This is a genomic window from Klebsiella sp. I138 (assembly GCF_051131765.1).
In the GTDB taxonomy this organism is placed as follows: Bacteria; Pseudomonadota; Gammaproteobacteria; order Enterobacterales; family Enterobacteriaceae; genus Klebsiella.
Genome location: NZ_CP180447.1, coordinates 3721157 through 3744714, shown reverse-complemented (window position 1 = coordinate 3744714; position 23558 = coordinate 3721157). Strand labels below are relative to the sequence as shown.

Annotated in this window: 27 protein-coding genes; 5 read left to right on the top strand and 22 right to left on the bottom strand. The window is 55.1% G+C overall.

The window, feature by feature from the left end; translation table 11 throughout:
- Window positions 1-3: 3 nt before the first annotated feature.
- The 4 genes from alsC to ACMYSK_RS17515 form a co-directional block, all read right to left on the bottom strand.
- Window positions 4-984: a D-allose ABC transporter permease gene (gene alsC / locus ACMYSK_RS17530; RefSeq protein ID WP_434637300.1), complete on the bottom strand. Its 981-nt coding sequence runs from the start codon at window positions 982-984 to the stop codon at window positions 4-6.
- Complete coding sequence (gene alsA / locus ACMYSK_RS17525; protein WP_434637299.1) at window positions 963-2495, bottom strand: D-allose ABC transporter ATP-binding protein AlsA; 1533 nt, start codon at window positions 2493-2495, stop codon at window positions 963-965. Before alsA ends, alsC begins: the two co-directional genes overlap by 22 nt.
- A gap of 77 nt (window positions 2496-2572) precedes the next feature.
- Window positions 2573-3508 (bottom strand): D-allose transporter substrate-binding protein, encoded by a 936-nt coding sequence (gene alsB / locus ACMYSK_RS17520; RefSeq protein ID WP_434637298.1) that lies wholly within the window; start codon window positions 3506-3508, stop codon window positions 2573-2575.
- A gap of 64 nt (window positions 3509-3572) precedes the next feature.
- Window positions 3573-4460 (bottom strand): MurR/RpiR family transcriptional regulator, encoded by an 888-nt coding sequence (locus ACMYSK_RS17515; RefSeq protein ID WP_434637297.1) that lies wholly within the window; start codon window positions 4458-4460, stop codon window positions 3573-3575.
- Window positions 4461-4819: 359 nt separating this feature from the next.
- Here ACMYSK_RS17515 and rpiB point away from each other — a divergent pair, with 359 nt between their 5' ends.
- Complete coding sequence (rpiB, locus tag ACMYSK_RS17510) at window positions 4820-5269, top strand: bifunctional allose-6-phosphate isomerase/ribose-5-phosphate isomerase RpiB (RefSeq protein ID WP_434637296.1); 450 nt, start codon at window positions 4820-4822, stop codon at window positions 5267-5269.
- Between the two features lie 69 nt (window positions 5270-5338).
- Window positions 5339-5677 carry a DDRRRQL repeat protein YjdP gene (gene yjdP / locus ACMYSK_RS17505; protein ID WP_434637294.1) on the top strand — a complete coding sequence of 113 codons (339 nt, stop codon included), beginning with the start codon at window positions 5339-5341 and terminating at the stop codon, window positions 5675-5677.
- 80 nt (window positions 5678-5757) lie between these two features.
- On the opposite strand, the gene phnP is transcribed toward yjdP, so the two are convergent.
- From phnP to ACMYSK_RS17440, 13 genes are all read right to left on the bottom strand, one after another.
- Window positions 5758-6516 carry a phosphonate metabolism protein PhnP gene (gene phnP / locus ACMYSK_RS17500; RefSeq protein ID WP_434637292.1) on the bottom strand — a complete coding sequence of 253 codons (759 nt, stop codon included), beginning with the start codon at window positions 6514-6516 and terminating at the stop codon, window positions 5758-5760.
- A 9-nt stretch (window positions 6517-6525) separates the two neighbouring features.
- Window positions 6526-6960, bottom strand: coding sequence for an aminoalkylphosphonate N-acetyltransferase (gene phnO, locus ACMYSK_RS17495; RefSeq protein WP_434637290.1), 435 nt, complete (start codon window positions 6958-6960; stop codon window positions 6526-6528).
- Window positions 6947-7516 (bottom strand): ribose 1,5-bisphosphokinase, encoded by a 570-nt coding sequence (gene phnN / locus ACMYSK_RS17490; protein WP_434637288.1) that lies wholly within the window; start codon window positions 7514-7516, stop codon window positions 6947-6949. Before phnN ends, phnO begins: the two co-directional genes overlap by 14 nt.
- Window positions 7516-8652 carry an alpha-D-ribose 1-methylphosphonate 5-triphosphate diphosphatase gene (phnM, locus tag ACMYSK_RS17485; RefSeq protein WP_434637286.1) on the bottom strand — a complete coding sequence of 379 codons (1137 nt, stop codon included), beginning with the start codon at window positions 8650-8652 and terminating at the stop codon, window positions 7516-7518. Before phnM ends, phnN begins: the two co-directional genes overlap by 1 nt.
- The gene (phnL, locus tag ACMYSK_RS17480; protein WP_434637284.1) at window positions 8649-9329 is read right to left on the bottom strand and encodes a phosphonate C-P lyase system protein PhnL; all 681 of its coding nucleotides are present in this window, start codon (window positions 9327-9329) and stop codon (window positions 8649-8651) included. The genes phnM and phnL overlap by 4 nt, the downstream gene beginning before the upstream one ends.
- 107 nt (window positions 9330-9436) lie before the next feature.
- The gene (gene phnK, locus ACMYSK_RS17475) at window positions 9437-10195 is read right to left on the bottom strand and encodes a phosphonate C-P lyase system protein PhnK (protein WP_434637282.1); all 759 of its coding nucleotides are present in this window, start codon (window positions 10193-10195) and stop codon (window positions 9437-9439) included.
- Complete coding sequence (locus ACMYSK_RS17470) at window positions 10192-11040, bottom strand: alpha-D-ribose 1-methylphosphonate 5-phosphate C-P-lyase PhnJ (RefSeq protein WP_434637280.1); 849 nt, start codon at window positions 11038-11040, stop codon at window positions 10192-10194. The genes phnK and ACMYSK_RS17470 overlap by 4 nt, the downstream gene beginning before the upstream one ends.
- Window positions 11033-12097 carry a carbon-phosphorus lyase complex subunit PhnI gene (locus tag ACMYSK_RS17465; RefSeq protein ID WP_434637278.1) on the bottom strand — a complete coding sequence of 355 codons (1065 nt, stop codon included), beginning with the start codon at window positions 12095-12097 and terminating at the stop codon, window positions 11033-11035. The genes ACMYSK_RS17470 and ACMYSK_RS17465 overlap by 8 nt, the downstream gene beginning before the upstream one ends.
- A complete protein-coding gene (phnH, locus tag ACMYSK_RS17460; RefSeq protein WP_434637276.1) occupies window positions 12097-12681 on the bottom strand; it encodes a phosphonate C-P lyase system protein PhnH in 585 nt (194 codons plus the stop codon). Before phnH ends, ACMYSK_RS17465 begins: the two co-directional genes overlap by 1 nt.
- Window positions 12678-13130, bottom strand: coding sequence for a phosphonate C-P lyase system protein PhnG (phnG, locus tag ACMYSK_RS17455; protein WP_434637274.1), 453 nt, complete (start codon window positions 13128-13130; stop codon window positions 12678-12680). The genes phnH and phnG overlap by 4 nt, the downstream gene beginning before the upstream one ends.
- Window positions 13131-13856 carry a phosphonate metabolism transcriptional regulator PhnF gene (phnF, locus tag ACMYSK_RS17450; RefSeq protein ID WP_434637272.1) on the bottom strand — a complete coding sequence of 242 codons (726 nt, stop codon included), beginning with the start codon at window positions 13854-13856 and terminating at the stop codon, window positions 13131-13133.
- A 160-nt stretch (window positions 13857-14016) separates the two neighbouring features.
- Window positions 14017-14451, bottom strand: a complete 435-nt coding sequence (gene yjdN, locus ACMYSK_RS17445; RefSeq protein WP_434637270.1) for a VOC family metalloprotein YjdN — start codon at window positions 14449-14451, stop codon at window positions 14017-14019.
- 195 nt (window positions 14452-14646) lie between these two features.
- Window positions 14647-14982, bottom strand: coding sequence for a zinc ribbon domain-containing protein YjdM (locus tag ACMYSK_RS17440; protein ID WP_434637268.1), 336 nt, complete (start codon window positions 14980-14982; stop codon window positions 14647-14649).
- Window positions 14983-15523: 541 nt separating this feature from the next.
- Between ACMYSK_RS17440 and proP the strand changes: the two genes are divergently transcribed.
- Window positions 15524-17026 (top strand): glycine betaine/L-proline transporter ProP, encoded by a 1503-nt coding sequence (proP, locus tag ACMYSK_RS17435; RefSeq protein WP_434637266.1) that lies wholly within the window; start codon window positions 15524-15526, stop codon window positions 17024-17026.
- Between the two features lie 60 nt (window positions 17027-17086).
- Here the strand turns inward: proP and melR are convergent, their stop codons facing one another.
- Window positions 17087-18025 carry a transcriptional regulator MelR gene (gene melR / locus ACMYSK_RS17430; protein WP_434637264.1) on the bottom strand — a complete coding sequence of 313 codons (939 nt, stop codon included), beginning with the start codon at window positions 18023-18025 and terminating at the stop codon, window positions 17087-17089.
- A gap of 240 nt (window positions 18026-18265) precedes the next feature.
- Here melR and ACMYSK_RS17425 point away from each other — a divergent pair, with 240 nt between their 5' ends.
- Complete coding sequence (locus tag ACMYSK_RS17425; RefSeq protein ID WP_434637262.1) at window positions 18266-19612, top strand: alpha-glucosidase/alpha-galactosidase; 1347 nt, start codon at window positions 18266-18268, stop codon at window positions 19610-19612.
- 140 nt (window positions 19613-19752) lie between these two features.
- Here the strand turns inward: ACMYSK_RS17425 and cbpM are convergent, their stop codons facing one another.
- The 3 genes from cbpM to ACMYSK_RS17410 form a co-directional block, all read right to left on the bottom strand.
- Window positions 19753-20058, bottom strand: coding sequence for a chaperone modulator CbpM (cbpM, locus tag ACMYSK_RS17420; protein ID WP_434637260.1), 306 nt, complete (start codon window positions 20056-20058; stop codon window positions 19753-19755).
- Entirely contained in the window at window positions 20058-20975 is a 918-nt protein-coding gene (gene cbpA, locus ACMYSK_RS17415; RefSeq protein ID WP_434637258.1) for a curved DNA-binding protein, read from the bottom strand. Before cbpA ends, cbpM begins: the two co-directional genes overlap by 1 nt.
- Window positions 20976-21112: 137 nt before the next feature.
- On the bottom strand, window positions 21113-21796 hold the full coding sequence (locus ACMYSK_RS17410; RefSeq protein ID WP_434637256.1) for a TerC family protein: 684 nt from the start codon (window positions 21794-21796) through the stop codon (window positions 21113-21115).
- 235 nt (window positions 21797-22031) lie between these two features.
- Here ACMYSK_RS17410 and ACMYSK_RS17405 point away from each other — a divergent pair, with 235 nt between their 5' ends.
- On the top strand, window positions 22032-22823 hold the full coding sequence (locus ACMYSK_RS17405; protein ID WP_434637254.1) for a DsbA family protein: 792 nt from the start codon (window positions 22032-22034) through the stop codon (window positions 22821-22823).
- Between the two features lie 50 nt (window positions 22824-22873).
- Here the strand turns inward: ACMYSK_RS17405 and ACMYSK_RS17400 are convergent, their stop codons facing one another.
- Window positions 22874-23473 carry a TetR/AcrR family transcriptional regulator gene (locus ACMYSK_RS17400; protein ID WP_434637252.1) on the bottom strand — a complete coding sequence of 200 codons (600 nt, stop codon included), beginning with the start codon at window positions 23471-23473 and terminating at the stop codon, window positions 22874-22876.
- Between the last annotated feature and the right edge of the window lie 85 nt (window positions 23474-23558).

The window sequence follows — 23558 nt, the reverse complement described above, 5'->3', positions numbered from 1 at the left end:
TCCTTATTTACTGATAAGACGGTCAAGGGCGACAGCTGCGATAATTAATCCACCCATCACCACCAGCTGGTAGTAGGTTTGTACCTGGAGAATATTCAGCCCGTTATTGATGGTGCCAATGATCAGGCCGCCAATCACCACGGAAAAAATGCGTCCCTTACCGCCAAAGAAGCTAGTGCCGCCGATAATGGCGCTGGCAATGGCGTAGGTTTCAAAGCCCATTCCGGCCAGAGGCTCTGCGGCGCCGAGACGCGCTGTCGATACCACGCCTGCCAGCCCGGCGCAGATGCCGGATATAATGAACACCAGCAACATGTGGAACTTCACGTCGATGCCAGAGTAGAAGGCGGAGTTTTTATTGCCACCCAGCGCGTAGATGTTGCGGCCCAGCCGCATTCGGGTTGTCAGAAACCATAAAATCACGGCCACAATAAGCGAGAAGATGACCGGGACCGGGATCCCCAATACGCTGGCGGCAAAAAAGTTCACGAAGTCAAAAGAGAAGCCATAGACCGAGTTGGCATCGGAGATAACCAATGTTATTCCACGAAAAATTGCGTTGGTGCCGAGGGTAATAATAAACGGGTGCAGGCCGGTCCAGTTGACCAGGCAACCGTTAATCGCCCCTAGCGCGCCCCCGACAAAGACCCCGCCAATCAGCGCTGCGAGGAACGGATCGACCCCTGCCAGCATGAGTTTGGCGGTAACCATGCCGGAAAGTGCCAGAATCGCTCCCACGGACAGGTCGATGCCCGCCACCAGAATGGCGAAAAATTCACCCATACCGATGAGCACCGTCACCGAGCTCTGGACAAAGATTTGCGTGATGTTATTGGTCGTCAGAAAGTATTCCGATGACAGCGTGCCGAAAATCGCGACAATAATCGCGAGGATAAAAAAGGTGCCGTATTTATCCCAGAACAGCGCGAAGTTGAACGGCTTTTTGCCATCGGACTCGCCTTTTACTCTTGTGGCAGTGCCCATACCATAATCTCCTCTTCGCTCATGTCGTCGCGATTGGTCAGAATTTGCGTCAGCCGCCCTTCGCAGAACACGGCGATGCGGTCACAGACGGCGATAATTTCAGGAAGCTCTGATGACACCATCAGAATGACTTTTCCGTCATTCGCCAGCTGGCGCATCACTTTGTAAATTTCTGCTTTAGCACCGACGTCTATCCCGCGCGTCGGCTCATCGAAAATAATGACGTCGGGGTTGCAACATAACCATTTGGAAATTAATACTTTCTGTTGGTTACCGCCGGATAGTTCGGTGATGTTTTGATCGACAGAATGGCACTTCAGAGCCAGTAGTTTTCGCTGCGCTTCTGCCGTATTTCGTTCGTTCTCTTCATGGAATAACCCCATTGCCCCTTTAAAGCCGCCGTGTTTCAGGCTCAGGCTAACGGCCATGTTTTGCGCAATGGAGAAATTGCCGAAGAAACCGTTGTCACGGCGGCTCTCAGTGATGTAACCCATTCCTTTCTTTAAGGCATCTAACGGTGAGCGCGGAGTTATCGCCTGGCCGTTGAGGATGATTTCACCGCTGCTCCGTTTATCAACGCCAAACAGGCAATCCATCAGCTCGGTACGCCCGGAGCCCACCAGGCCGGCAAAGCCGAGAATTTCACCGCGATTGACGCTAAAGGAGATATCACGAACCTTTTTCTTGTCCCGGCTGGTCACATTTTTTACCTCGAATACCGTTTCGCGTGCGATATTCGCGGCGCTCTCTTTCATCGCGTTAAAGCGGTTCTGCAACTCGCGGCCAACCATCAGACGTACGATATCGTCGTTATTGACCTCGCTGACCATTCCGCTGCATACGCTGCTACCGTCCTTCATCACCGTGTAGCGGTCGCAGATACGGCGTATCTCCGCCAGCTTGTGTGAGATATAGACGATAGCGGTGCCCTCTTTACGCAGCTGGTTCATGATCAGGAACAGGTAGTCCACCTCTTTGTTGGTCAGGGAAGAGGTGGGTTCGTCCATAATCAGTACTTTGGCGTCGAGCATCAGTGTCTTAGCAATTTCCAGCATCTGTTTATGGCTGATGGACAGATTCGCCACTTTTTCGTCTAACTCGACCTTTAATCCGATGCGCAGCAGCATCATTGCTGCTCTGATGCGCATCTCTTTCCAGTCGATAATATTGATGCCGCAGACTTTTTTAGTCAGATGACGACCGATGTATAAATTTTCCATTACGGTTAGTTCATCAATGACGCTGAGTTCTTGATAAATAATGCCGATGCCAAGACTGGCTGCTAATTTATGATCGAGTTTGTCATAATTAACGTTATTAACCGTAATGGTGCCTTTGGTCGGTTCATGTATTCCCGACAAAACTTTCATTAATGTTGATTTACCTGCACCGTTTTCCCCTAGCAATGCATGTATTTCATGCGGATAAACGGTTAAATCGACCGATTTTAATGCGTGAACCGGACCAAAGGATTTGCCGATCCCCGCCATTGAAATATATGGCGTGACCATAATAACTCCTTACTTATTTTTACCCTCCTCAGGTCAGGAGGGTAAGGGGATCGCCTCTGGCGAACCGTCGGGGGGAATTATTTTGTGACCAGAATAGAATCCACCAGTTTAAATTCCGGTGTTTTATTCAGTGGAATCACCTTACCGGTTTTTTCGGCATCAACCATCATCTTCAGTCCCGTCGCACCGATATCGCCAGGATTTTGTGCAATCGTTGCGGTCATCTGCCCGGCTTCGACCATTTTCCGGGCTTCTGGGATGCCATCAGTACCGACAACCAAAACCGTTTTGCTTTTTCCGGCATTGGCCACGGCCTGGGCAACGCCCATTGCCATTGTGTCATTCGCGCAGTAAAAGGCTTTCAGGTTAGGGTTACGCTGTAGCACATTGGTGGCAACGTCGAGCGCTTTAATACGATCCCAGTCGGCAGGTTGGCTGGCAACAAGCTTAATCTGGCTGGCTTTTTTGAATGCCTCCGTCGCACCATTACGACGGGCTTCGCCTGATGCGTTACCCGCTTTTCCCTCGATGATGGCAACATCGCCGCCTTCAGCACCCAGTTTTTCGATAATAAAATCGGCCCCTTTTGCCCCCACTGCGACATTGTCCGTGGTGACGAAACCTTCAACGTTACCGCCAGCTTTCTGAAGGTTATCCATGTCGATCTTTTCATCGAGATTGACCAGATAAATCCCTTTCTTCCAGGCTTTTGCCACTGGCATGACCAGGTTGACCGAGGAGAGAGGTGCGAAAGCGATGCCCTTATAGTTCTTATTGCTTAAGTCTTCGAACAGTTGCAGCTGTGATTGAAAATCCCCTTCCGAAGGCGAGGCAAAAATATCGACGCTGACTCCCAGCGTTTTTGCCTCATCCTCAATACCTTTTTTCATATCAACCCAGAAAGGGTTCGATAATGTTTTTAATACCACAGCATAATCGGCGGCGGCAAAAGCGCTGGTAGATAACATTACGCCCATAGCCGCGCCGCTGATAAATTTCAGGTATTTATTCATGACAGTGTTCTCGGTGTAGGATATAGTGATATTTATCCCACCGTGGTGGGATCGGTTTTATTATTTACTTCAGAGCGCCGGGTGAAAATAAATCAACAATAGCGCCGGTTTTTTGCATGTTTAATGTAGCCTGTTCAATATTTTGTTGGGCCACCGAAACAAAAAAAGCATCTAATAACGTAAGCTGTAAAATACGTGCTGAAGCGTTTCTCCCTAATAAAGGAGTATCTGGTGCTGGCGAGCAAATAATAAAATCAGCTAATTTAGCAATTGGCGAATGGTAGCTATGTGTAATACAGATAATTTTAGCACCGTTCTTCTTCGCCAGTTCTACTGCAGATTTAATATCACTGGTGCGCCCGGAATGGGTGACCACCAGGACAACGTCGCCTTTTTTTAATAACGAGGCGGACATCATCATGATATGCGCATCCGGATAAGTCTGGCAGCGCACACCAATGCGTAAAAACTTATGCTGTACATCGGCACAGATGGCATTTGAGCCGCCCGCACCGTAAAGATCGCGTTGATTAGCCTGGGCGAAGAAACGTGCAGCGCGATGAATTTCATCGACGTTAACGATCGACTGGCCTTCCATAATGGTACGCAGGGTTATGTTAAAAACCTTATTCACCACGTCCTGAGGTGCTTCATCGAAGGAGAGCTCTGCAGGAAGGACCTGTTCAGATTGAGAAAAATACTCCACCAGGGCGCTACGCAGATTACGAAAGCCACTAAAACCGAGCAGTTTGGAGACCTTGACGATCATTGCTTCGGAAACCGATAGCGCTTCCGCCACATCTTTAATGGCTGGAGCATCGCTCAGGTTGCCGGGTTTAAGCAACCACTCGACGATGCGGCTTTCGTTTTCGGTCATTCCTTCCTGCTTCATGCGCAGCCAGGGGGCGAGGCCGATACCGTTGGGGAGCGAACTGGATTCTGACTGACTCATCGCTTTCTCTTGTCCTTAATGTGAAGACGTCACTATATCATCACAGCCAAAACAGAAAAGATACAATCAACTTCACAGAAATTATAATTTTATAAAGTTTAACTATTTGTAAAGTTTTAGGCGAGTGGGTTGTATTATTTTTTAATTAACCATTTGTAAAACAATATATTTTTATACTTCTCCGTATGATTTAAGACGATAGGTAACATGGGTTTTTCATTTTGATCGCTTGATTTGTGAATTTTTGCGATGTAGAAATGCCCCTTCAGGCAGGGTTTGTGGCGTGTTATTCGCCAGTTTTTCTGGTTTAAATCACAAACCAATCTATTTTCGTAAAGTAAAAACAGGCGAGGTTAAGTATGAAAAGGATTGCAATTGGCTGTGATCACGTCGGGTTTATCCTTAAAGATGATATTGTGGCGCATCTCCAGCAGCGAGGGATCGAGGTTTTGGATAAGGGAACATGGTCATCTGAGCGTACTGATTATCCACGCTATGCCAGCGCTGTTGCGCAGGCTATTCTGGCAGGGGAAGTCGATGGCGGGATCTTGATCTGTGGTACCGGCGTCGGGATCTCTATTACCGCCAATAAATACCCCGGCATTCGCGCGGTAGTGTGCAGTGAACCCTATTCGGCTCAGCTGTCGCGGCAACATAATAATACCAATGTGCTGGCCTTCGGCGCGCGCGTGATCGGTCTTGAGCTGGCGAAAATGATTGTTGATGCCTGGCTGGGGAGCGGCTACGAAGGTGGGCGCCATCAGGGGCGTATAGATGCAATTACCGCGCTTGAACAGCCGCGGATTTGAGATTCCTCCGCTACCCGGCGTGACGGCCGTTGATTAACGTAGAGTCAGCCCCCCGACGAGACTGGCTCTATGAAACGTTACCTTATCGCTTTGATCCTCTGCTCCCTGTCGCTGAGCAGCCAGTTTGCACGCGCCGATATTATCGACGATGCCATCGGCAATATTCAGCAGGCGATTAATGATGCTTATCACCCCAGCAGCAGCCGGTCAGATGACGACGATGATCGTTATGATGACGGGCGCTATCAGGATAGCCGCCAGCAGAGCTCCGATCGCCAGCGACTGTATGACGATCGCCAACGGCAGATAGAAGATCGTCGCCGCCAGCTCGACGATCGCCAGCGTCAGTTGGATCAGGATCGCCGGCAGCTTGAGAGCGACCAGCGTCGGCTGGATGATGACAATTAAAGCCCCGTTGGCGTAGAGCGCTTCGGTCAGGTTGTACGCTGCGCCTGGCAGGCTATAGAGCCACCCACCAGGAACTGACGTTAATCCAGAACGATTTCCATGCCGTCATAACCGGCCTCAAACCCCGGCGGCAGCGGGTGGTCCATCATCCAGAGATCAAACTGGTGACTGATATGGGTCAGGATGACCCGCGGGCAGGCCAGTACCTGGTTGATGGCGCGCACCGTATTCAAATCACAGTGATTGCGCGGAGGCTGCGGGCGAGGCTCGTGGCTACAGTCAATCACGATCGCCTGCGGATGGTTATTGAGCAAAAATTTGAGCGTCTTCTCCGGTAGCCCGGCGGTATCCGACAGCCATGCCACCCGGCTGTGCGCCGATTCCAGCAGATAGCCGTACGTCAGCTTCGAGTGGTTCAGCGGCAGCGGCGTCACCCGCAATCCTTGTAACTCAAGCACCACAAACGGTTCAACGGTATGGCTGAAGTCCAGCAGGCCGGGGTGTTTAAACAGGTCGTCGCAGCCTTCCTGGTCCGGCGGACCATAAACCGGGATCGGCGCCCCGACACCCCAGCGCAGCGGGAATAAGCCCTGAACATGATCCATATGGTAGTGGGTAAGCAAAAACTGCTGGAAATGACCGGCGGGCCATCGATCCATCAGGTCGGGTAGCCCGGCATCCAGGAGCGTGACGGCATCATTGAAGGTGACCGCCGCGCTACAGGGGCGACGACGATGGGCCTCATGACGGCGCGCACGATGACAGGCCGCACAGTCGCAGCCGAAGACCGGAACCAGCTGGGCGCCGCCGGTACCGGTTAAGCGGATAGTCAGGCTCATACTTCCTCCTCACAGCGCTTTTTTAAAACGCAGATGGCTTTGCGCGTACCCTTCCCGGAGATAGAAACGGTGGGCGTCGGGGCGGGCTTTCCCGCTGGAGAGCTCCACCATCTGCGCACCGCATTCGCGGGCTTCCTGCTCCGCCCACGCCAGCAGCGCCTGACCGACGTGCAGGCCGCGCATCTGTGGCAGCACAACCAGTTCCTGTACTTCACCGATCCAGGCGTTGAAATTGAGCGGGAACTGTAACTGTAGCCCAATCAGTCCGACCGTCTCCCCCTCCACCTGCGCCAGCTGATAGCGCAGAGTTGGATTTTCCAGGTTCATGGCAAATCCGGCGGCAAAATGGCGGCGATCGTACGCTTTCTGCTTTAATTCGCAAATTAACGCATATACCGCATCGACATCGTCCAGAGTAGGTTCACGGAGCTCACAGGTAGGCATGCTGATTCTCTTGTCGGGCGTAGTGGCGGCGCAGCAGCGTGAAGAACTGTTCGACCGATTGCCCCAGGCTACCGTCGTTGTTCAGCGTCAGGCAGTCGGAGGGAGTATAGCGCGCCGCACGTTCCAGGCGCTGAGCGATGTCCGTTTCGCTCTCTCGTCCGCGCTGTTCCAGGCGCTGGCGCAGCACCTCCGGCGTGACCTGCAGGCAAATTGGCAGCAGGGCGTCAGCGTAGCGCGCTCGCGCCTGTGCCAGATGGGCGCGAGAACCATTGGCCACCACGTCAAAACCGGCGTGCAGCCACAGGTCGATTTCGATGCCAATTCCGTAGTAATTATTGTTGGCGTGCCAGCTCAGGGCAAACAGCTGACGCTCGGCACGATTGAAAAACTCCTGTTTGCTGAGGGCGATATGATTCTCGCTGCCGGCGTTGAACGGGCGCGTGATATAGCGGTGTGCTACCAGCAGTTGGGTGTTTTCGCGCTGGCGTAGCGCAGCCAGCAGGCTATCTTTTCCGGAGCCGGAGGCTCCCACCAGCCAAATCAATTTTCCTGCCATCAGAAAACCCTCTTGCCTTGACGCCAGACGTGGTCGATATGGACATGTTCGCCGCGACGGTGCGCCAGCACCATGTCGGCACGCTTGCCTTCCGCAATGATACCGCGGTCGCTTAATCCCAGGGCCTGAGCCGGGTTTTTGCTGACCAGGCGTATGGCCTGTGGCAGCGTGAAGGTGTTGTTATCGTCATCGGCGATACGGAACGCCGCATCCAGCAGGCTGGCGGGATAATAGTCTGAGGACAGAATATCGAGCAGGTTGCTGGCCGCTAATTTGTGGGCGGCAACGTTGCCGGAATGCGAGCCGCCGCGCACGATATTCGGCGCTCCCATCAGGACGTTCATGCCGTGCTGGCGTGACGCTTCAGCTGCGGCTAACGTGGTGGGGAATTCGGCGATCACGCTGCCAAGCTGATGGGATTCAATAACATGCTCGGCAGTGGCGTCATCGTGGCTGGCCAGCGCAATTTGGCGGTCGCGACACATCGCGGCAATGGACTGACGGTTGGCGTGAGACCAGGTTGCCGCCAGCGCCATCTGTTCTTCTTCATAACGCTGCATCTGCTCATGGGTAAGCTGATATTTTCCCTGGTAATACTCGCGATATTTCTCGCGATTGGCGAACTGACGCTGGCCAGGAGAGTGGTCCATCAGCGAGACCAGGGTGACGGGTTCACGGTCCACCAGTTTTTCAAACAGCGGCAGCGTAGTGTGGTGCGGCAGCTCGCAGCGCAAATGCAGGCGGTGTTCGGCGCGGTTGATGCCCCGTTTCTGCGTCTCTTCGATGGCGTTGATCATCTTTTCCAGATTCTCCAGCCGATCCCCGCCGTCGCGCACGTCGCCAATGGCGACCGCGTCCAGAACCGTGGTGATCCCGCTGGCGACCATCAGCGCATCGTGGCTGCTCATCGCCGAGTGGGCGGGCCAGTCAACTTTCGGGCGCGGGGTAAAAAATTTGTCCAGATTATCGGTATGCAGCTCAATTAGCCCGGGCAGCAGCCAGCCGCCTTCACCGTCTAGCGCCTGCGGCAGCTGACTTTGGCTTTCGGCAAAGGCGTAAATTCTGCCATCCTGCACTTCCAGCGAGCCGTGCACCACTTCGTCTTCGAGAACCAGTTTTACATTGTTGATAATCATGCTGTTATTCCCATCGGGTGCAGCCGGTCGGCGACCTGATTGCGTACCGTTTCATCATGGAAAATGCCAACGATAGCCGCGCCGCGCGCTTTGGCCTCGTGAATCAGTTCCACCACGGCGGCGCTGTTTCTGGCATCCAGCGAAGCGGTAGGTTCATCGAGGAGTAAAATCGGGTAGTCCACCGCGAAACCGCGGGCGATATTCACCCGCTGCTGTTCGCCACCGGAAAACGTGGACGGAGCAAGATGCCACAGCCGCTCGGGGACGTTCAGACGCGTCAGCAGGCGAGCTGCCCGTGAAGCACTGGTATCGCGCGGGATGCCGAGGTCGAGTAGCGGCTGCATGACCACCTCGAGGGCGGATATGCGGGGGATCACGCGCAGAAACTGGCTGACCCAGCCGATGGTGTGCTTGCGGACTTCCAGCACTTTACGCGCCGGAGCCTGCACCAGATCCACCCACTCGTCGCCGTGACAGATGTGAATGTGGCCCTGGTCGGGCAGATAGTTGGCGTACAGGGAGCGGAGCAGCGTCGATTTTCCGCTGCCCGAGTGGCCGTGCAGCACCACGCATTCCCCCTTTTTGACCTCAAGAGAGGCGTTTTGCAGTACCGGAAGTTGTACGCCGTGTTGCTGGTGGAGCACAAAAGTCTTACTCACGTTTTCTACGCGGATCATCTTGGCCTCTTGATTCTTTTTGCCGGGTGACGGCGGCGCCTTACCCGGCCTACAAATAACGCACCTTCCGGGCCAGGTCAGCGTAGTGCCACCCGGCGACAGCGATATCAGTTCTGTAAAACGGACGACACCAGCAGCTGGGTATACGGATGGTGAGGATCGTCCAGCACCCGGTCGGTTAAACCACTTTCCACCACCTGACCCTGTTTCATGACCAGCAGGCGGTTAGCCAGCAGGCGCGCCACGCCGAGATCGTGGGTGACAATCACCACGGCCAGGTTCAGCTCCACCACCAGGCCACGAAGCAGGTCAAGCAAACGGGCCTGCACTGACACATCCAGGCCGCCGGTTGGTTCGTCCATAAACACCAGCTTCGGCTGGGTGACCAGATTGCGGGCGATTTGCAGGCGCTGCTGCATCCCGCCGGAAAAGGTGGTGGGCAGATCGTCAATACGCGACGGGGGAATTTCGACATCGCTCAGCCACTGCTCGGCGGTTGCGCGGATATTTCCGTAGTGACGTGCGCCGGTGGCCATCAGACGTTCACCGATGTTGCCCCCGGCCGACACCTGACGACGCAGGCCGTCCATGGGGTGCTGGTGCACCACGCCCCACTCGGTACGCAACAGGCGGCGGCGATCCGCTTCGCTCATGGCGTACAGCGAGCGGTTTTCATACATCACTTCACCTGCCTGCGGCGTCAGGCGTGCTGAGAGGGCTTTCAGTAAGGTTGTTTTTCCCGAGCCGGATTCGCCCACGATACCCAGCACTTCACCGGGCCACAGTTCAAAAGAGACGTCGCTGAACCCTTTGTCCGGCGCGTAGAGATGGGTCAGGTGATTGACCGCGAGTAACGGATGGCTCATTTTTTCAGCGCCTCGCTCTGTTGGCGGCAATAGTCGGTATCGGAGCAGACAAACATCCGTTTGCCGCTGTCATCCAGCACCACTTCATCCAGATAGCTGTGGCGAGACCCGCAAATGGCGCAGGGCTCATCCCACTCCTGGACGGTGAAGGGATGGTCATCGAAATCGAGGCTTTCCACCGGGGTATACGGCGGCACCGCGTAAATACGCTTTTCACGTCCGGCACCGAACAGTTGCAGTGCGGGCATCATATGCATTTTCGGGTTATCGAATTTAGGGATCGGCGACGGGTCCATCACATAGCGGCCGTTGACCTTTACCGGGTAGGCGTAGGTAGTGGCAATGTGGCCGAAGCGGGCAATGTCTTCATACAGTTTCACCTGCATGACGCCGTACTCTTCCAGCGCATGCATGGTGCGGGTTTCGGTCTCACGGGGCTCGATAAAGCGCAGCGGCTCCGGGATCGGAACCTGGAAGATCAGGATCTGATCTTCAGTGAGCGGCGTCTCCGGGATCCGGTGACGGGTCTGGATCAGCGTTGCATCGCAGGTCGCCTCGGTGGTGGCGACGCCGGTGACGCGCTGAAAGAACTGGCGTATCGATACTGCGTTGGTGGTGTCATCAGCACCCTGGTCGATCACCTTCAGTACGTCATGCTCGCCGATGACGCTGGCGGTAAGCTGTATACCGCCGGTTCCCCAGCCGTAGGGCATCGGCATTTCACGACCGCCGAACGGCACCTGGTAGCCAGGAATCGCGACCGCTTTGAGAATCGCCCGGCGGATCATGCGCTTGGTCTGCTCATCAAGATAAGCAAAGTTGTAGCCAGTGAGTGAGTTAGCCACGTTCGTTCTCCCGTTGCAGGCGTTTCAGCAGCGCCAGTTCGGCCTGGAAATCGACATAGTGGGGCAGCTTGAGATGCGAGACGAAACCGGCCGCCTCGACGTTATCGGCGTGGGCGAGAACAAACTCTTCATCCTGCGCCGGGCTGGCTATCTCTTCGCTGTAGTCCGGCGCCTGTAGCGCGCGGTCAACCAGCGCCATCGCCATCGCCTTGCGCTCGCTCATGCCGAATACCAGCCCATAGCCGCGCGTAAAGTGCGGCGGTTCGCTTTCTGGCGCCACGAAGCCGTTGACCATTTCGCATTCGGTCATCAGCAGTTCGCCGATGTTGACCGCAAACCCCAGCTCTTCGGGAACGATCTCCACCGCGACGTAGCCGCTGCGGATTTCACCGGCAAAAGGGTGATTGCGGCCATAGCCGCGCTGGGTAGAGTAGGCCAGCGCCAGCAGAAAGCCTTCATCGCCGCGGACCAGCTGCTGCAGGCGTGATGAACGCGAACAGGGATAGACCGGCGGCGCACGGGTGATGTCATCGGGTTGGGCGTGAGTGTCCTGTTCCGTTTTCGCCAGTCCCTGCTGTTCCAGCAGGTTAAAGACGTGAGGAGTGGCGTCTGATGGCCGTTCGGCGATATTCAGCGGTGGCGTTTCACCATTGGCCAGTAGGGTGAAATCCAGCAGGCGGTGGGTGTAATCGTAGGTTGGGCCAAGCATCTGGCCGCCGGGAATATCCTTATATACCGCTGAAATACGGCGTTCCAGGCGCATGCTGGCGGTATCGACAGGTTCGCTCACCGCCAGTCGCTGTAGGGTGGTGCGATATGCGCGCAGTAAAAAAATGGCTTCGACGTTGTCGCCGCTGGCCTGTTTGAGCGCCAGCGCCGCCAGTTCACGGTCGGCGATACCGCCTTCGGTCATCACGCGATCGACCGCCAGGTTAAGCTGCTGGGTAATCTGTTCAATGCTCAGTTCTGGAAGCTGTCCACTGCCTCGTCGTTTATGTTCCTGTAAAGCGTGAGCGGCGGCGATCGCCTTCTCTCCGCCTTTGACGGCAACGTACATTAGCAAACCTCCACGTGGGTGGTGCGCGGGATGGCCAGCAGGCGCTCGCCACAGGTGAGGATCAGGTCAATACCCAGCGGGAACGGATGCGGGCGTTCGGTCAGCTCATCAATGATGCAGTCCGGTAGCTGCGGGGCAATCATGCGTTCTTCGGCGATGCCGGCGCCGGTCAGGCGTAGCATGCGTCCACCGCTAAGGCTGGAGAGCTGCACAATCAGCGTGACGCCGGTTTCTGGTGCAGCCACGGTACCGGCAGAAAGGACGTTGAGCTGCTCGGTACTGATTCGGTCATCGGCGACGGCGAATACCGCCTGCTGTGGCAGTTCCACCAGCGGTGCGCCGGTATGAAAGCGTAAATTCTGGCCAACGAGGTCGTTATGCAGCGCCGTAGAGAGCCAGACCGGGGTGTCATGGTCTGCCAGAGTCAACAGGAGGCTGGTGGAGGCGATATTCAACGGCTGCCAGCCGTGCTGGAGCTGCTGCAGAGAGACAATGACGCCGGGCTCGCTCATGGCTTTCAGCAGGCGACGAAAACTGTGCTGGGCATCCTGCACCGGTAGGGTAAAAGCGGTTTGTAAGGTCATGCGTTATCTCCGCGAACCAGAGTAAAGAAGTCCACCCGGCTAGCGTTGACTTCGGCGCGTCGGGCTTCAATGTGCGCGCTTCGTTGTGCTTCCAGCGGGGTAATTAGGGTTTCCATTAAGGTGTGAAAATGGTGTGGCGATTGCATCAGCGCGTCGATGGTGGCGCAGCGTTCTGCATGCGGGCGATCGCGGCCCAGTATCCAGCTGTAGCCTATCGTGCCGTCGGTAAGGCGAACGGCGGCGCGGGTCAACGTCGCGTCACCGGCAAAGAAACGATCGCCAATACCGCCCATCCGCGCCTGGAGCTGTACCAGACCGGTTTCCGGGGTGCGAATCAGTTCATACTCCGGCGTCAGCTGGAGGGTCTGCATCCGTGCCTGTAGTTCCTGAGGTTCACTGTGAGCCAGCACGGACATCCAGCGCTGGCGGGTTGCGGTATCAAAGTGCATTCAGTGCTCCATGGTGAATTCAATCATGTCCGCTCGGGTCAGGCTGACGGAGTATTCCGTGGCCTGCGGTTCGCCCGCGCGGTGGTTCAGGGTTCTCACGCACAGCAGCGGCGCCATGTTGGGGATCCCCAGAATGTTGCTCTCTTTGGCCTGGGCGCGACGGGCGCTGATCCTGGTGCGTGCGCGGGTCAGTTCGATATCCAGCTGTTCACGCAGGAAATCGTGCAGTGAGCCCTGAGTAAAGGTTTGCAGCGCGGGCCAGAAGCGCAGGTCGGTGAAGTAGTGGTCGATCAGACAGAGCGCGACGCCGTTGACGCGACGCAGGGTCCGGAGATGAATAACGTTATCGCCTTCGTCAATGCCAAACGCTTCGGCAACGTGGCTGCTGGCCGGGCGCAGTACCGACAGCAGCTTTTCGCTGGTTGGATGGCTACCCTGATCGAGCAGATTCTGACTGAAACGCGCCTGGGCATTGAGCGGATAGTCAATTGGACGCATCAGAACCAGCACGCCAACGCCCTGACGACGCTGGACCCAGCCGCGTTCGACCAGCTGATCGATAGCCCGACGCAGAGTATGACGGTTGACTTCAAAGCGCGTGGCCAGCTGCTGCTCGGCAGGAAGGTAGTCGCCGCAGCGGTAGTGGTGGCGTAACTCCTGCTCAAGCCTGGCCGCGATTTCCTGATACCGGGTTGGATAACTGGTCGGAGGTCTGGATAAGTACATGTCAGTCGAGCCTCACTAAGCAGAAGAAGGGATTTCCCTCTGAGAGTGGCCCGATCCTGACGCGTTTTTGTTACATTTTGGTTAAAACATAATGACCGAGGGATGAAGAGTTGATGCCAGCTGAATGACAGGGCGGGAGGGCCCGCCCGGAGGAGAAGTTTTAAGGTTGTTTGACGACGTTAACCATCCATGGGACGCCAAAACGGTCAATGGCCTTGCCAAAACCGTGGGCCCAGAACGTTTCCTGCCAGTCCATCTCGATGCGCCCGCCGTCCGCGAGGCTATCAAACCAGCGTTTACCTTCCGCCAGCTCCTGGGTATCGAGTACCACGGTAAAACCGGCGTAGCCGTCGCTCTCACCGCTCGGGCTGTCGCCGAGCATGAGCTCACTGCCCGCGACGCGCAGGCTGGCGTGGGCGATGCAGTCTGCGGATAAATGCTGGCCGGACGGACAGCCGTCTTTGGCATCCTGCATATTCTGGGGCATTTCGCCGTAGGTTATTTGGTGGACAAGTTCGGCACCCAGCGCTTGCTGATAGAACGCTATCGCCGCCGCGCAGTTGCCACTAAAGGTGATGTAGGGGCTTAAGGGCATAACCATTACCTCAGGTAACGAAGACCCAATAAGTGTAGAGGGGAATGAGCAATCCAGGCCAGGCGGTAGCGGCCTGGGCTGGATGCAGTGGCACAGTGGAAATAATCAGGCGGCGCGCCGGAAATATATCCCTTCATTTTTCCGGGCTGTTGCTTTGGCTACGGGAAATAAATTCTCTGCGCGGAGGAAATAAAATTAGTTCTTTTTGACGAACCCAGATTTTAACTTCATCGGGCCAAAACCATCAATTTTGCAGTCAATGTTATGATCGCCTTCCACCAGACGGATATTCTTCACTTTGGTGCCGATTTTCAGCATTGAAGAACTGCCCTTTACCTTCAGATCTTTAATGACGGTCACGCTGTCGCCGTCGGCAAGTAAATTGCCGTTAGCATCTTTTACTACCAGGGCGTCATTATCATCAGCCGGCTCGGCATTGTTCCATTCATGGGCACATTCCGGGCAGATAAACATGCCGTTATCTTCATAGGTGTACTCAGACTGGCATTTCGGGCAGTGTGGGAGTTGCATGGCGTTCCTCGCGATTACAGGGTAAAACAGGACGTTGGTCCGTTAAACAGCGGCTGATAGCCGAAAGTATGGGTGATTATAGCGTATTCCCGCCTTTTTGTCGGGTCTTTTTTTATGATAATACCGCGACGTAAATATTTGAATTATGTTGTGTTAGCGACGTAATATTTCGCGGGGAAAATTTCAATGTTTATCCAGAAATAAATCATTCTCCTGTCATATTTATGGAACTTATTAATATTCTCTGGCTCTGTTATATGGCAGCCGTTTTTTTGTGAAGTTGATCCCGAAATTAAACGCTGTTAGGGTAAAAAAGGGGAGTGCGGAAATTCGGTAAATTTATTCGTAACTCCATTTATTGACTACTGCCAGAGCAGGCGTCAACAGGTTCGGTTGTACAGACTGTCAGCAGACAGTGCAGGCAAACCTGCTACGCTTGAGAAGAGGAGCACAGCAATTCGCCGCTCCCTACGCACAACGCCGACGGCTTTGCCGTGTGGCGGCGATCCGTGCGCTCACGGCGAAGCTTTAGAGGAAAAATATGCTTAGAAGAAAAAAAATAAAGCCAATCACTCTGCGTGATGTCACCATCATTGACGATGGTAAGCTGAAAAAGGCGATCACTGCGGCATCGCTGGGTAATGCGATGGAGTGGTTTGATTTTGGTGTATATGGTTTTGTGGCGTATGCCTTAGGTAAAGTCTTCTTCCCCGATGCCGATCCCAGCGTGCAGATGATTGCAGCGCTCGGGACATTCTCCGTTCCGTTCTTAATTCGTCCGCTAGGTGGCCTGTTCTTCGGTATGCTGGGCGATAAATACGGTCGACAAAAGATTCTGGCGATTACCATTGTCATCATGTCGATCAGTACCTTCTGTATCGGTCTGATACCCTCCTATGCCTCGATTGGTATCTGGGCGCCGGTTCTGCTGCTGCTGTGTAAAATGGCGCAGGGCTTCTCGGTAGGGGGAGAATATACCGGGGCATCGATTTTCGTCGCCGAATACTCGCCCGACCGTAAACGTGGCTTTATGGGCAGCTGGCTGGACTTTGGTTCAATCGCCGGATTTGTTCTGGGTGCCGGCGTGGTGGTGCTGATTTCGAGCGTAGTAGGCGAAGAGAACTTCCTCAGCTGGGGATGGCGCTTGCCGTTCTTCCTGGCGCTGCCGTTAGGGTTGATTGGCCTCTATTTGCGCCATGCGCTGGAAGAGACGCCGGCGTTCCAGCAGCACGTTGAGACCCTGGAACAGGGCGATCGTGAAGGGTTACAGGAAGGGCCAAAAGTCTCCTTTAAAGAGATTGCGACCAAACACTGGCGCAGCCTGCTGACCTGTATCGGTCTGGTGATTTCCACCAACGTGACCTACTACATGTTGCTCACCTACATGCCAAGCTACCTGTCGCATAACCTGCACTACTCGGAAGATCACGGGGTGCTGATTATTATTGCGATCATGGTCGGTATGCTGTTCGTCCAGCCGATTATTGGGATGCTCAGCGACCGCTTCGGCCGTCGTCCGTTTATTCTGATCGGTAGCGTTGCGCTGTTTGTCCTGTCGATTCCGGCCTTTATCATGATTAACAGCAACATTATTGGCCTGATTTTCGCCGGCCTGCTGCTGCTGGCGGTGGTGCTCAACTGCTTCATCGGCGTGATGGCGTCATCGCTGCCGGCGATGTTCCCGACCCATATCCGCTTTAGTGCTCTGGCGAGTGCGTTTAATATCTCGGTGCTGGTGGCGGGCCTGACGCCGACTCTGGCGGCCTGGCTGGTAGAAACCTCGCAGAACCTGATGATGCCGGCTTACTATCTGATGGTGATTGCGGTTATCGGCCTGATGACCGGCCTGACGATGAAAGAGACGGCAAACCGCCCGCTGAAAGGGGCGACGCCGGCCGCATCGGATATTCAGGAAGCCAAAGAGATCCTGCGTGAGCATCACGATAATATTGAGCATAAAATCGAAGATCTCGATCAGGAGATCGCGGATTTGCAGGAAAAACGTTCCCGCCTGGTACAGCAGCACCCGCGTATCAACGAATAATCCGTACTCGTGCTAAATCCTGCCGCCGTGGGCTTCCCCGGCGGCATTTTTTATGCCCGTTTATGGTTGAGCGGGCGGCAGGCCCTGGCGGCGCTGCTGGCTGAGCTTACGGTACTGCTGAGGCGGCATGCCGACATACTTGCTAAAGGTGCTGTAGAAGCGGCTACTGGAGCGAAAACCGGCGATCAGGGCGATATCGAGGATAGTCTTGTCGGTATCGCTGAGCAGGGCGCGCACGTGGTTGATGCGCATCGCGGTGATGTACTGCTTCATGGTTTGCTGCATCACCCGCTGGAAAATACCCATCGCATAGTTGGGGTTCAGTTTGACATGTTCGGCGACGGCATCGACGGTCAGCGCCTGATCGTAGTGTGCGGCGATAAATTCGAGCATCTGGCTGACGTAAAACTGCGCATGCCGTGAAACGCTGTGTTTGTGGGTGCGCGAGGTTTTGTTGACCAGGATAGGCTGCCAGCCAGAGAGGCTAAAGCGCTTAAGCATCAAGGCGATTTCATCGATCGCCAGCTGGCGTATTTGTTCGTTGTCGTTGTTGAGTTCTTGCTGCCAGCGCTGGACTTCAAAAACGCTGAGCTGCTGGGCGGAGAGCGATTTAATCACCATTCCGTGGGTGACGTTATTGATCAGTTCGCGATCCAGGGGCCAGGATAAAAACAGATGCATCGGCAGATTGAAAATCGCCATTTGCCGGCAATCGCCGGTGCGGGTTAGCTGATGGGGCGTACAGGCCCAGAACAAGGTGATATAGCCCTGCTTGATGCGCACCGTTTCATTGTTGATCAGATACTCCACATCGCCGTCGAAGGGGACATTGACCTCGACCTGGCCATGCCAGTGACTGGTGGCCATTGCGTGCGGGGAGCGCAGTTCAATATCCATCCGCTGGTATTCGGAATAGAGCGCTAGCGGGCTGCGGGTGTGCGCCTCGTCACTGCTGCTCATATGCGGGTCGTGGTGCGAAGATGTGCGGTTTGTTTCCATGAGGGCGTGAATTCCTGAATCGTCACACTGGCGGTTTTTTGCACCGGAATGGTTTTATTCTAGCGGAATAAACGGCCCGTTTTCTCTACTTTTCCGTTGATTTACTCCCATAATCTCAGATTTTGCGTTTGCTCGCCGTCGATCTGAGTTTTCGGGAATGCTCTGTCAGGAAGAGGGCAGCGGAGCGAGGGGCTGGCGTGCCACTCTGCAGGGGTTCAATGACCTGAAGGAGAGAGCACTATGTCTGCCCCCAAAATTACGTTTATCGGCGCTGGCTCAACGGTTTTCGTCAAAAATATTCTCGGCGATGTTTTTCAGCGTCCGGCGTTGAAGTCAGCGCACGTTGCGCTGATGGATATCGATGCAACCCGGCTGGAAGAGTCGCATATTGTGGTCCGTAAGCTGATGGATTCCGTCGGCGCCGACGGCGAAATTAGCTGTCATCGAGAGCAAAAAGCCGCGTTGAAGGATGCGGATTTTGTGGTGGTGGCTTTTCAGATTGGCGGCTATCAGCCCTGTACCGTCACCGATTTTGAAGTCTGCAAGCTGCATGGCCTCGAACAAACGATTGCCGATACGCTCGGGCCCGGCGGGATTATGCGTGCGTTACGTACCATTCCACACCTGTGGCGTATTTGTGACGACATGACGGAAGTGTGCCCGCAGGCCACGATGCTGAACTACGTCAATCCGATGGCCATGAATACCTGGGCCATGTATGCGCGTTATCCGCATATTAAGCAGGTAGGGTTATGCCATTCGGTGCAGGGGACGGCGGAAGAGCTGGCGCACGATCTCGATCTCGACCCGGCGGATTTACGCTATCGTTGCGCAGGTATCAACCATATGGCGTTCTATCTGTCGCTTGAGAAGAAGCGGGCAGACGGCAGCTACGTCAGCATTTATCCGGATATGCTACAGGCCTACGCCGAGGGGAGAGCGCCGAAGTATCGGGAGAACTCGCGCTGTCAGAATATTGTCCGCTATGAGATGTTCAAAAAGCTCGGCTACTTCGTGACGGAGTCTTCAGAGCACTTCGCCGAATATACGCCATGGTTTATCAAACCGGGTCGGGAAGACCTGATTGAGCGCTACCAGGTGCCGCTGGATGAATATCCAAAACGCTGCGTGGAGCAGGTGGACAACTGGCACAAAGAGCTGGAACGGTACAAATCCAGCGAGCGGATTGAGATCAAACCCTCTCGCGAGTACGCCAGCACCATTATGAATGCCATCTGGACCGGTGAGCCGAGCGTGGTGTACGGCAACGTGCGCAACGAGGGGCTGATCGACAACCTGCCGCAAGGATGCTGCGTGGAAGTGGCCTGTCTGGTGGATGCGAACGGTATTCAGCCGACGAAAGTCGGCACGCTACCTGCGCATCTGGCCGCGCTGATGCAGACCAATATTAACGTTCAGACTCTGCTGACGGAGGCGATCCTGACCGAGAACCGCGATTATGTTTACTATGCCACACTGATGGATCCGCATACCTCTGCGGTGCTGGGCATCGAAGAGGTTTATGCCCTGGTGGACGATTTGATTGCCAGCCACGGTGACTGGCTGCCGGAGTGGGTACATCGTTAGTTGATGCTGTATGAGACAGGGTGCCGGGCGGCGGCTAGCGCTTTGCCCGGCCTACAGCATCTACACCATCAAAATATAGCTCGGCTTATCTCAGCCCGGGCAAGCGATAAGCCGCCGGACAATGACAGAGGAATACCGGCTTAGCTATGGGTCAAAAAGCGGGCCAACTGCTGGTGCAGCAACCGGTTTTCGCGGGTCAGACGCGCATTCTCATCCAGTAGCGTCAACGCAACCGCAATGCCCGGCCAGTCCAGCTCCAGCTCCCGGCGCAGACGCAGCGCACGATGCACAACCACGACTGCGCTATCATCGAAAAGCCAGACTTCTGTCTGCGGCTGGCGCGGTTCAATTACGCCCAGGCCGACGATCTCCTTCAGTTCTTCTTCGGAAACGCCGGTGTGAAGACAAAACTCCGTCATCGTAAACGTCACTGCCATTTTAGCCATTATGCTTTCCCCCATGCTTGACGCGGCTCGAAGCCGGCTTCTGCATCGGCCAGCTGTTGCCAGAGCGCGCTGGCCTTCTCGTTCGGTTTCGGCGGCATGACGATTTTAATCACGGCATATAAATCGCCGGTGGTCGTTTTGCTGGCCAGCCCTTTGCCTTTGATACGTAAACGCTGCCCCGCCTGGCTACCTGGCGGGATGGTCAGCAGGATGCTCTCTTTAAGCGTCGGGATGGTCACTTTAGTACCAAGCGCTGCTTCCCACGGCGCGAGCGGCAGGACGATTTCCAGGTTATGGCCCACGATATCGAACAGCGGGTGTGGTGCGATGTGAATCACCAGCCACAGGTCGCCATTTGGCCCACCGTTTTCCCCCGGCGTCCCCTGGCCTTTCAGGCGAATACGCTGCCCGTCGCTGACGCCAGCGGGGATTTTCACATTCAGCGTTTTCGGCGTTTCGCTCTCAACCATCCCGAACACGTTATAGACCGGGAGTTTGTAGCTGATGGTGCGCGTCTGCTCGGCCAGAGTCTCTTCAAGGAAGACCGCGACTTCAATTTCTAAATCATGGCCGCGTGCGGCATGCTGACGGCGGGACTGGTGCGCCTGCTGGCCGAACATCGACGAGAAAATATCGTCAAAGTCCTGCTGGCTGTAGCTCTGTTCATGGGATTGCTGTTGCCGACCAAACTGTGGGTCGTTGCGGTGTTGCCAGAGCTGGTCATATTCGGCGCGGCGCTGTTCATCTTTCAGCACTTCCCATGCTTCGGCGAGATCTTTGAATTGCGCTTCGGCATCGGTTTCTTTGCTGACGTCGGGGTGATATTTACGAGCCAGGCGGCGGTAGGCGGTCTTAATCGTTTTTAGATCGTCTGTTGGCTTAACCCCTAGAATGGCATAATAATCCTTTAATTCCATTGCGTTATCTCATTTTACTTGCTGCGTTGGTCACGACGTTCAGTCATAAGCTTAGGGCAAATGAGTGCCGGTGTGGAAGGAATGTGGCGGAAACTTGACGCCGTCGGGATTGGCGGCGTGTGTTCGTCGCGGGGAGCTTATTTGAGCGGGCGTACCCGGGCGTTGCGGCGGACGCCTTCCAGCAGCACCAGCGCAGCGCCGAGGGCGCCAACGATAAGCGGCAGTGCATCGGGTGCATCGGGAAACAGGCGTAGGAGGATTGGGTCCGTCACCGACATCGAGCCGGCTATCCAGCCGATCAGGGCGCCCCCCAGCAGGATAACGAACGGGAAACGGTTGAGGATGGCCAGTACCAGTTTACTGCCCGCCACGATTATCGGAATGCTGATCAGTACACCCAGCGCGACCAGCAGCAGGTGGCCTTTCCCGGCGGCGGCAACCGCCAGCACGTTATCCATCGACATAATGACATCGGCCACCGTGATAGTCACCGCAGTCCGCCACAGGCTGCCTGAGCTGCTGACCTCTTCATCCTCATCCTGATGGGCAACCAGCCTGATACCAATCCACAGCAGCAGGATCGCCCCGACGATTTTCAGCCACGGCAGGGAAAGCAGATAGACAGCGATAGCGAGCAGCAGGACGCGGGCCAGTATTGCGCCGAAGGTCCCAATGAGAATGGCTTTTGTACGCTGTTCTGGCGGCAGTTTGCGGCATGCCATGGCGATCACAACAGCATTATCACCGCCTAACAACAGGTCGATTGCGATGATTTGTAGCAAAATAACGCCAACATCCCACTGATTAAATAGCTCGTTCATGCCTGACTCATATCAATTAAAAAAAGGTATCCCCAGGGGGAAAACCGAAGCAAGCGTACCCCTGTTGAGGCGCGTTGACCACCGCCCGGAAAAAGTGAGTCCACATTACCCGTTGCCTGAGATTGAAAAATAAAGTTACGAATCAATGCATCGTGCCGGGATGATTCACCGAAAAAGGATGCTACTTTGTTTGGTCAGACCCACCTGCCGTTTACTCATCGCAAGGATTATCCTCATGGCTGGTACGAAAAAAATACTGATTGGCGCTCTGTTGGGCAGCGTGCTGCTTCCGGCTTTGGCCATTGCCGCTGATGCGCCAGCAGCAACCTTTACCCCGGAGCAGGAAGCCCGGATTGGCAAAATTGCCGCGGATTATCTCGTGGCGCACCCGGAGGTGCTCCTCCAGGCAAGCCAGAAGCTGCAACAAATTCAGCAAGAGCAGCAGGCTAGCGCGGCAACCGAGGCGGTGATTAAGAACCAGGCTGCGCTGACTCAGGATAAGAACACCCCGACCTACGGACCGGCGAATGGCAAGGTGACCGTTATCGAATTCTTTGATTATCAGTGCATTTACTGTAGCCGCCTGGCGCCGGTGATGGAGCAGGTGATTAAGGAAAATCCGCAGACCCGGTTTGCGTTTAAAGAGTGGCCAATTTTCGGCAGCCGTTGGGAGACGTCGCTAACGGCGGCGAAGACCGGCCTGCAAATTTACCAGCAGAAGGGCGCAGAGGCTTACCTGACCTACCATAACGGGATTTATGCCACCGGGCATAATGAAGGGAAGCTGACGGCAGCGGACGTGCAGCAGCAGGCGAAGAAGGTCAATTTCGATGCGAAGAAAGCAACGGATGTTGAAGCGGTCCTGGAGGGCACTAACCAGCTGGCGCAGGAGATTGGCCTGAGCGGAACGCCGGGCGTGATTGTGATGCCAACCACCGGCGCGACCGAAGCCACGATTACCGTCTTCCCGGGACTTGCCGATAAAGACTCGCTGGATGCGGCAATCAAGAAAGCCGGCGGCAACTGAGTATTGATTACCGGAAGAACCCGCCTGTTGGTGGGTTCTTCACATCAGGCTCAGCATGGCGAGCTGCACCGGCGTAGCAGTGACATAATCACCTGGAAGAGCTCATCTTTAGCCTGCTGTTCCGTAATTATGCCATTGACTACCGCTGCGGACAGGCCCTCCGCAGACCCCAGCATCGCCAGAATAGCAGCGTCCCCTGGCGGGTGCTTGCTACAAAACGGTGTAAACAATTCACGGCATCGGGCGGTAAATGCGACGGTGTAATCCTGTTTGATTTTCTCCAGCTCCGGTGTGCCAGCAAGCGCCGCCATCACGCTGGGCATTTCCCGCCCCTGAAGCAGTACGCACTCAATGTATGACGTGGCAATCACGCCGGCGAGTTTTTCAGGTTCGGGTTCGGTCTGGCGAATAATGTCATCCATCAGCGCCGTCTGGCGGCGATCAAATTCGGTATAAAGCGTGGCGAAAAGCCCCGAACGGCTGTCAAAATGGTCATAAACCACCGGTTTTGTCACACCAGCTTGTTTCGCCAGATATCCTAGCGTTAGCGCTTCTGTCCCTTCTTCATGAATGATTCGCCAGGCAACATCCACCAGCTGTTTATGCCGCTCTTCCCGGGATAAACGCTGTCGTACGAGGGGGGTTGGCATCGTGATATTCTCCCGTTGACATGCTTATATACTAAAGGTAAGTTACCATTGGTAGGTTACTGTTGGTATATAAGACTACGTCCGA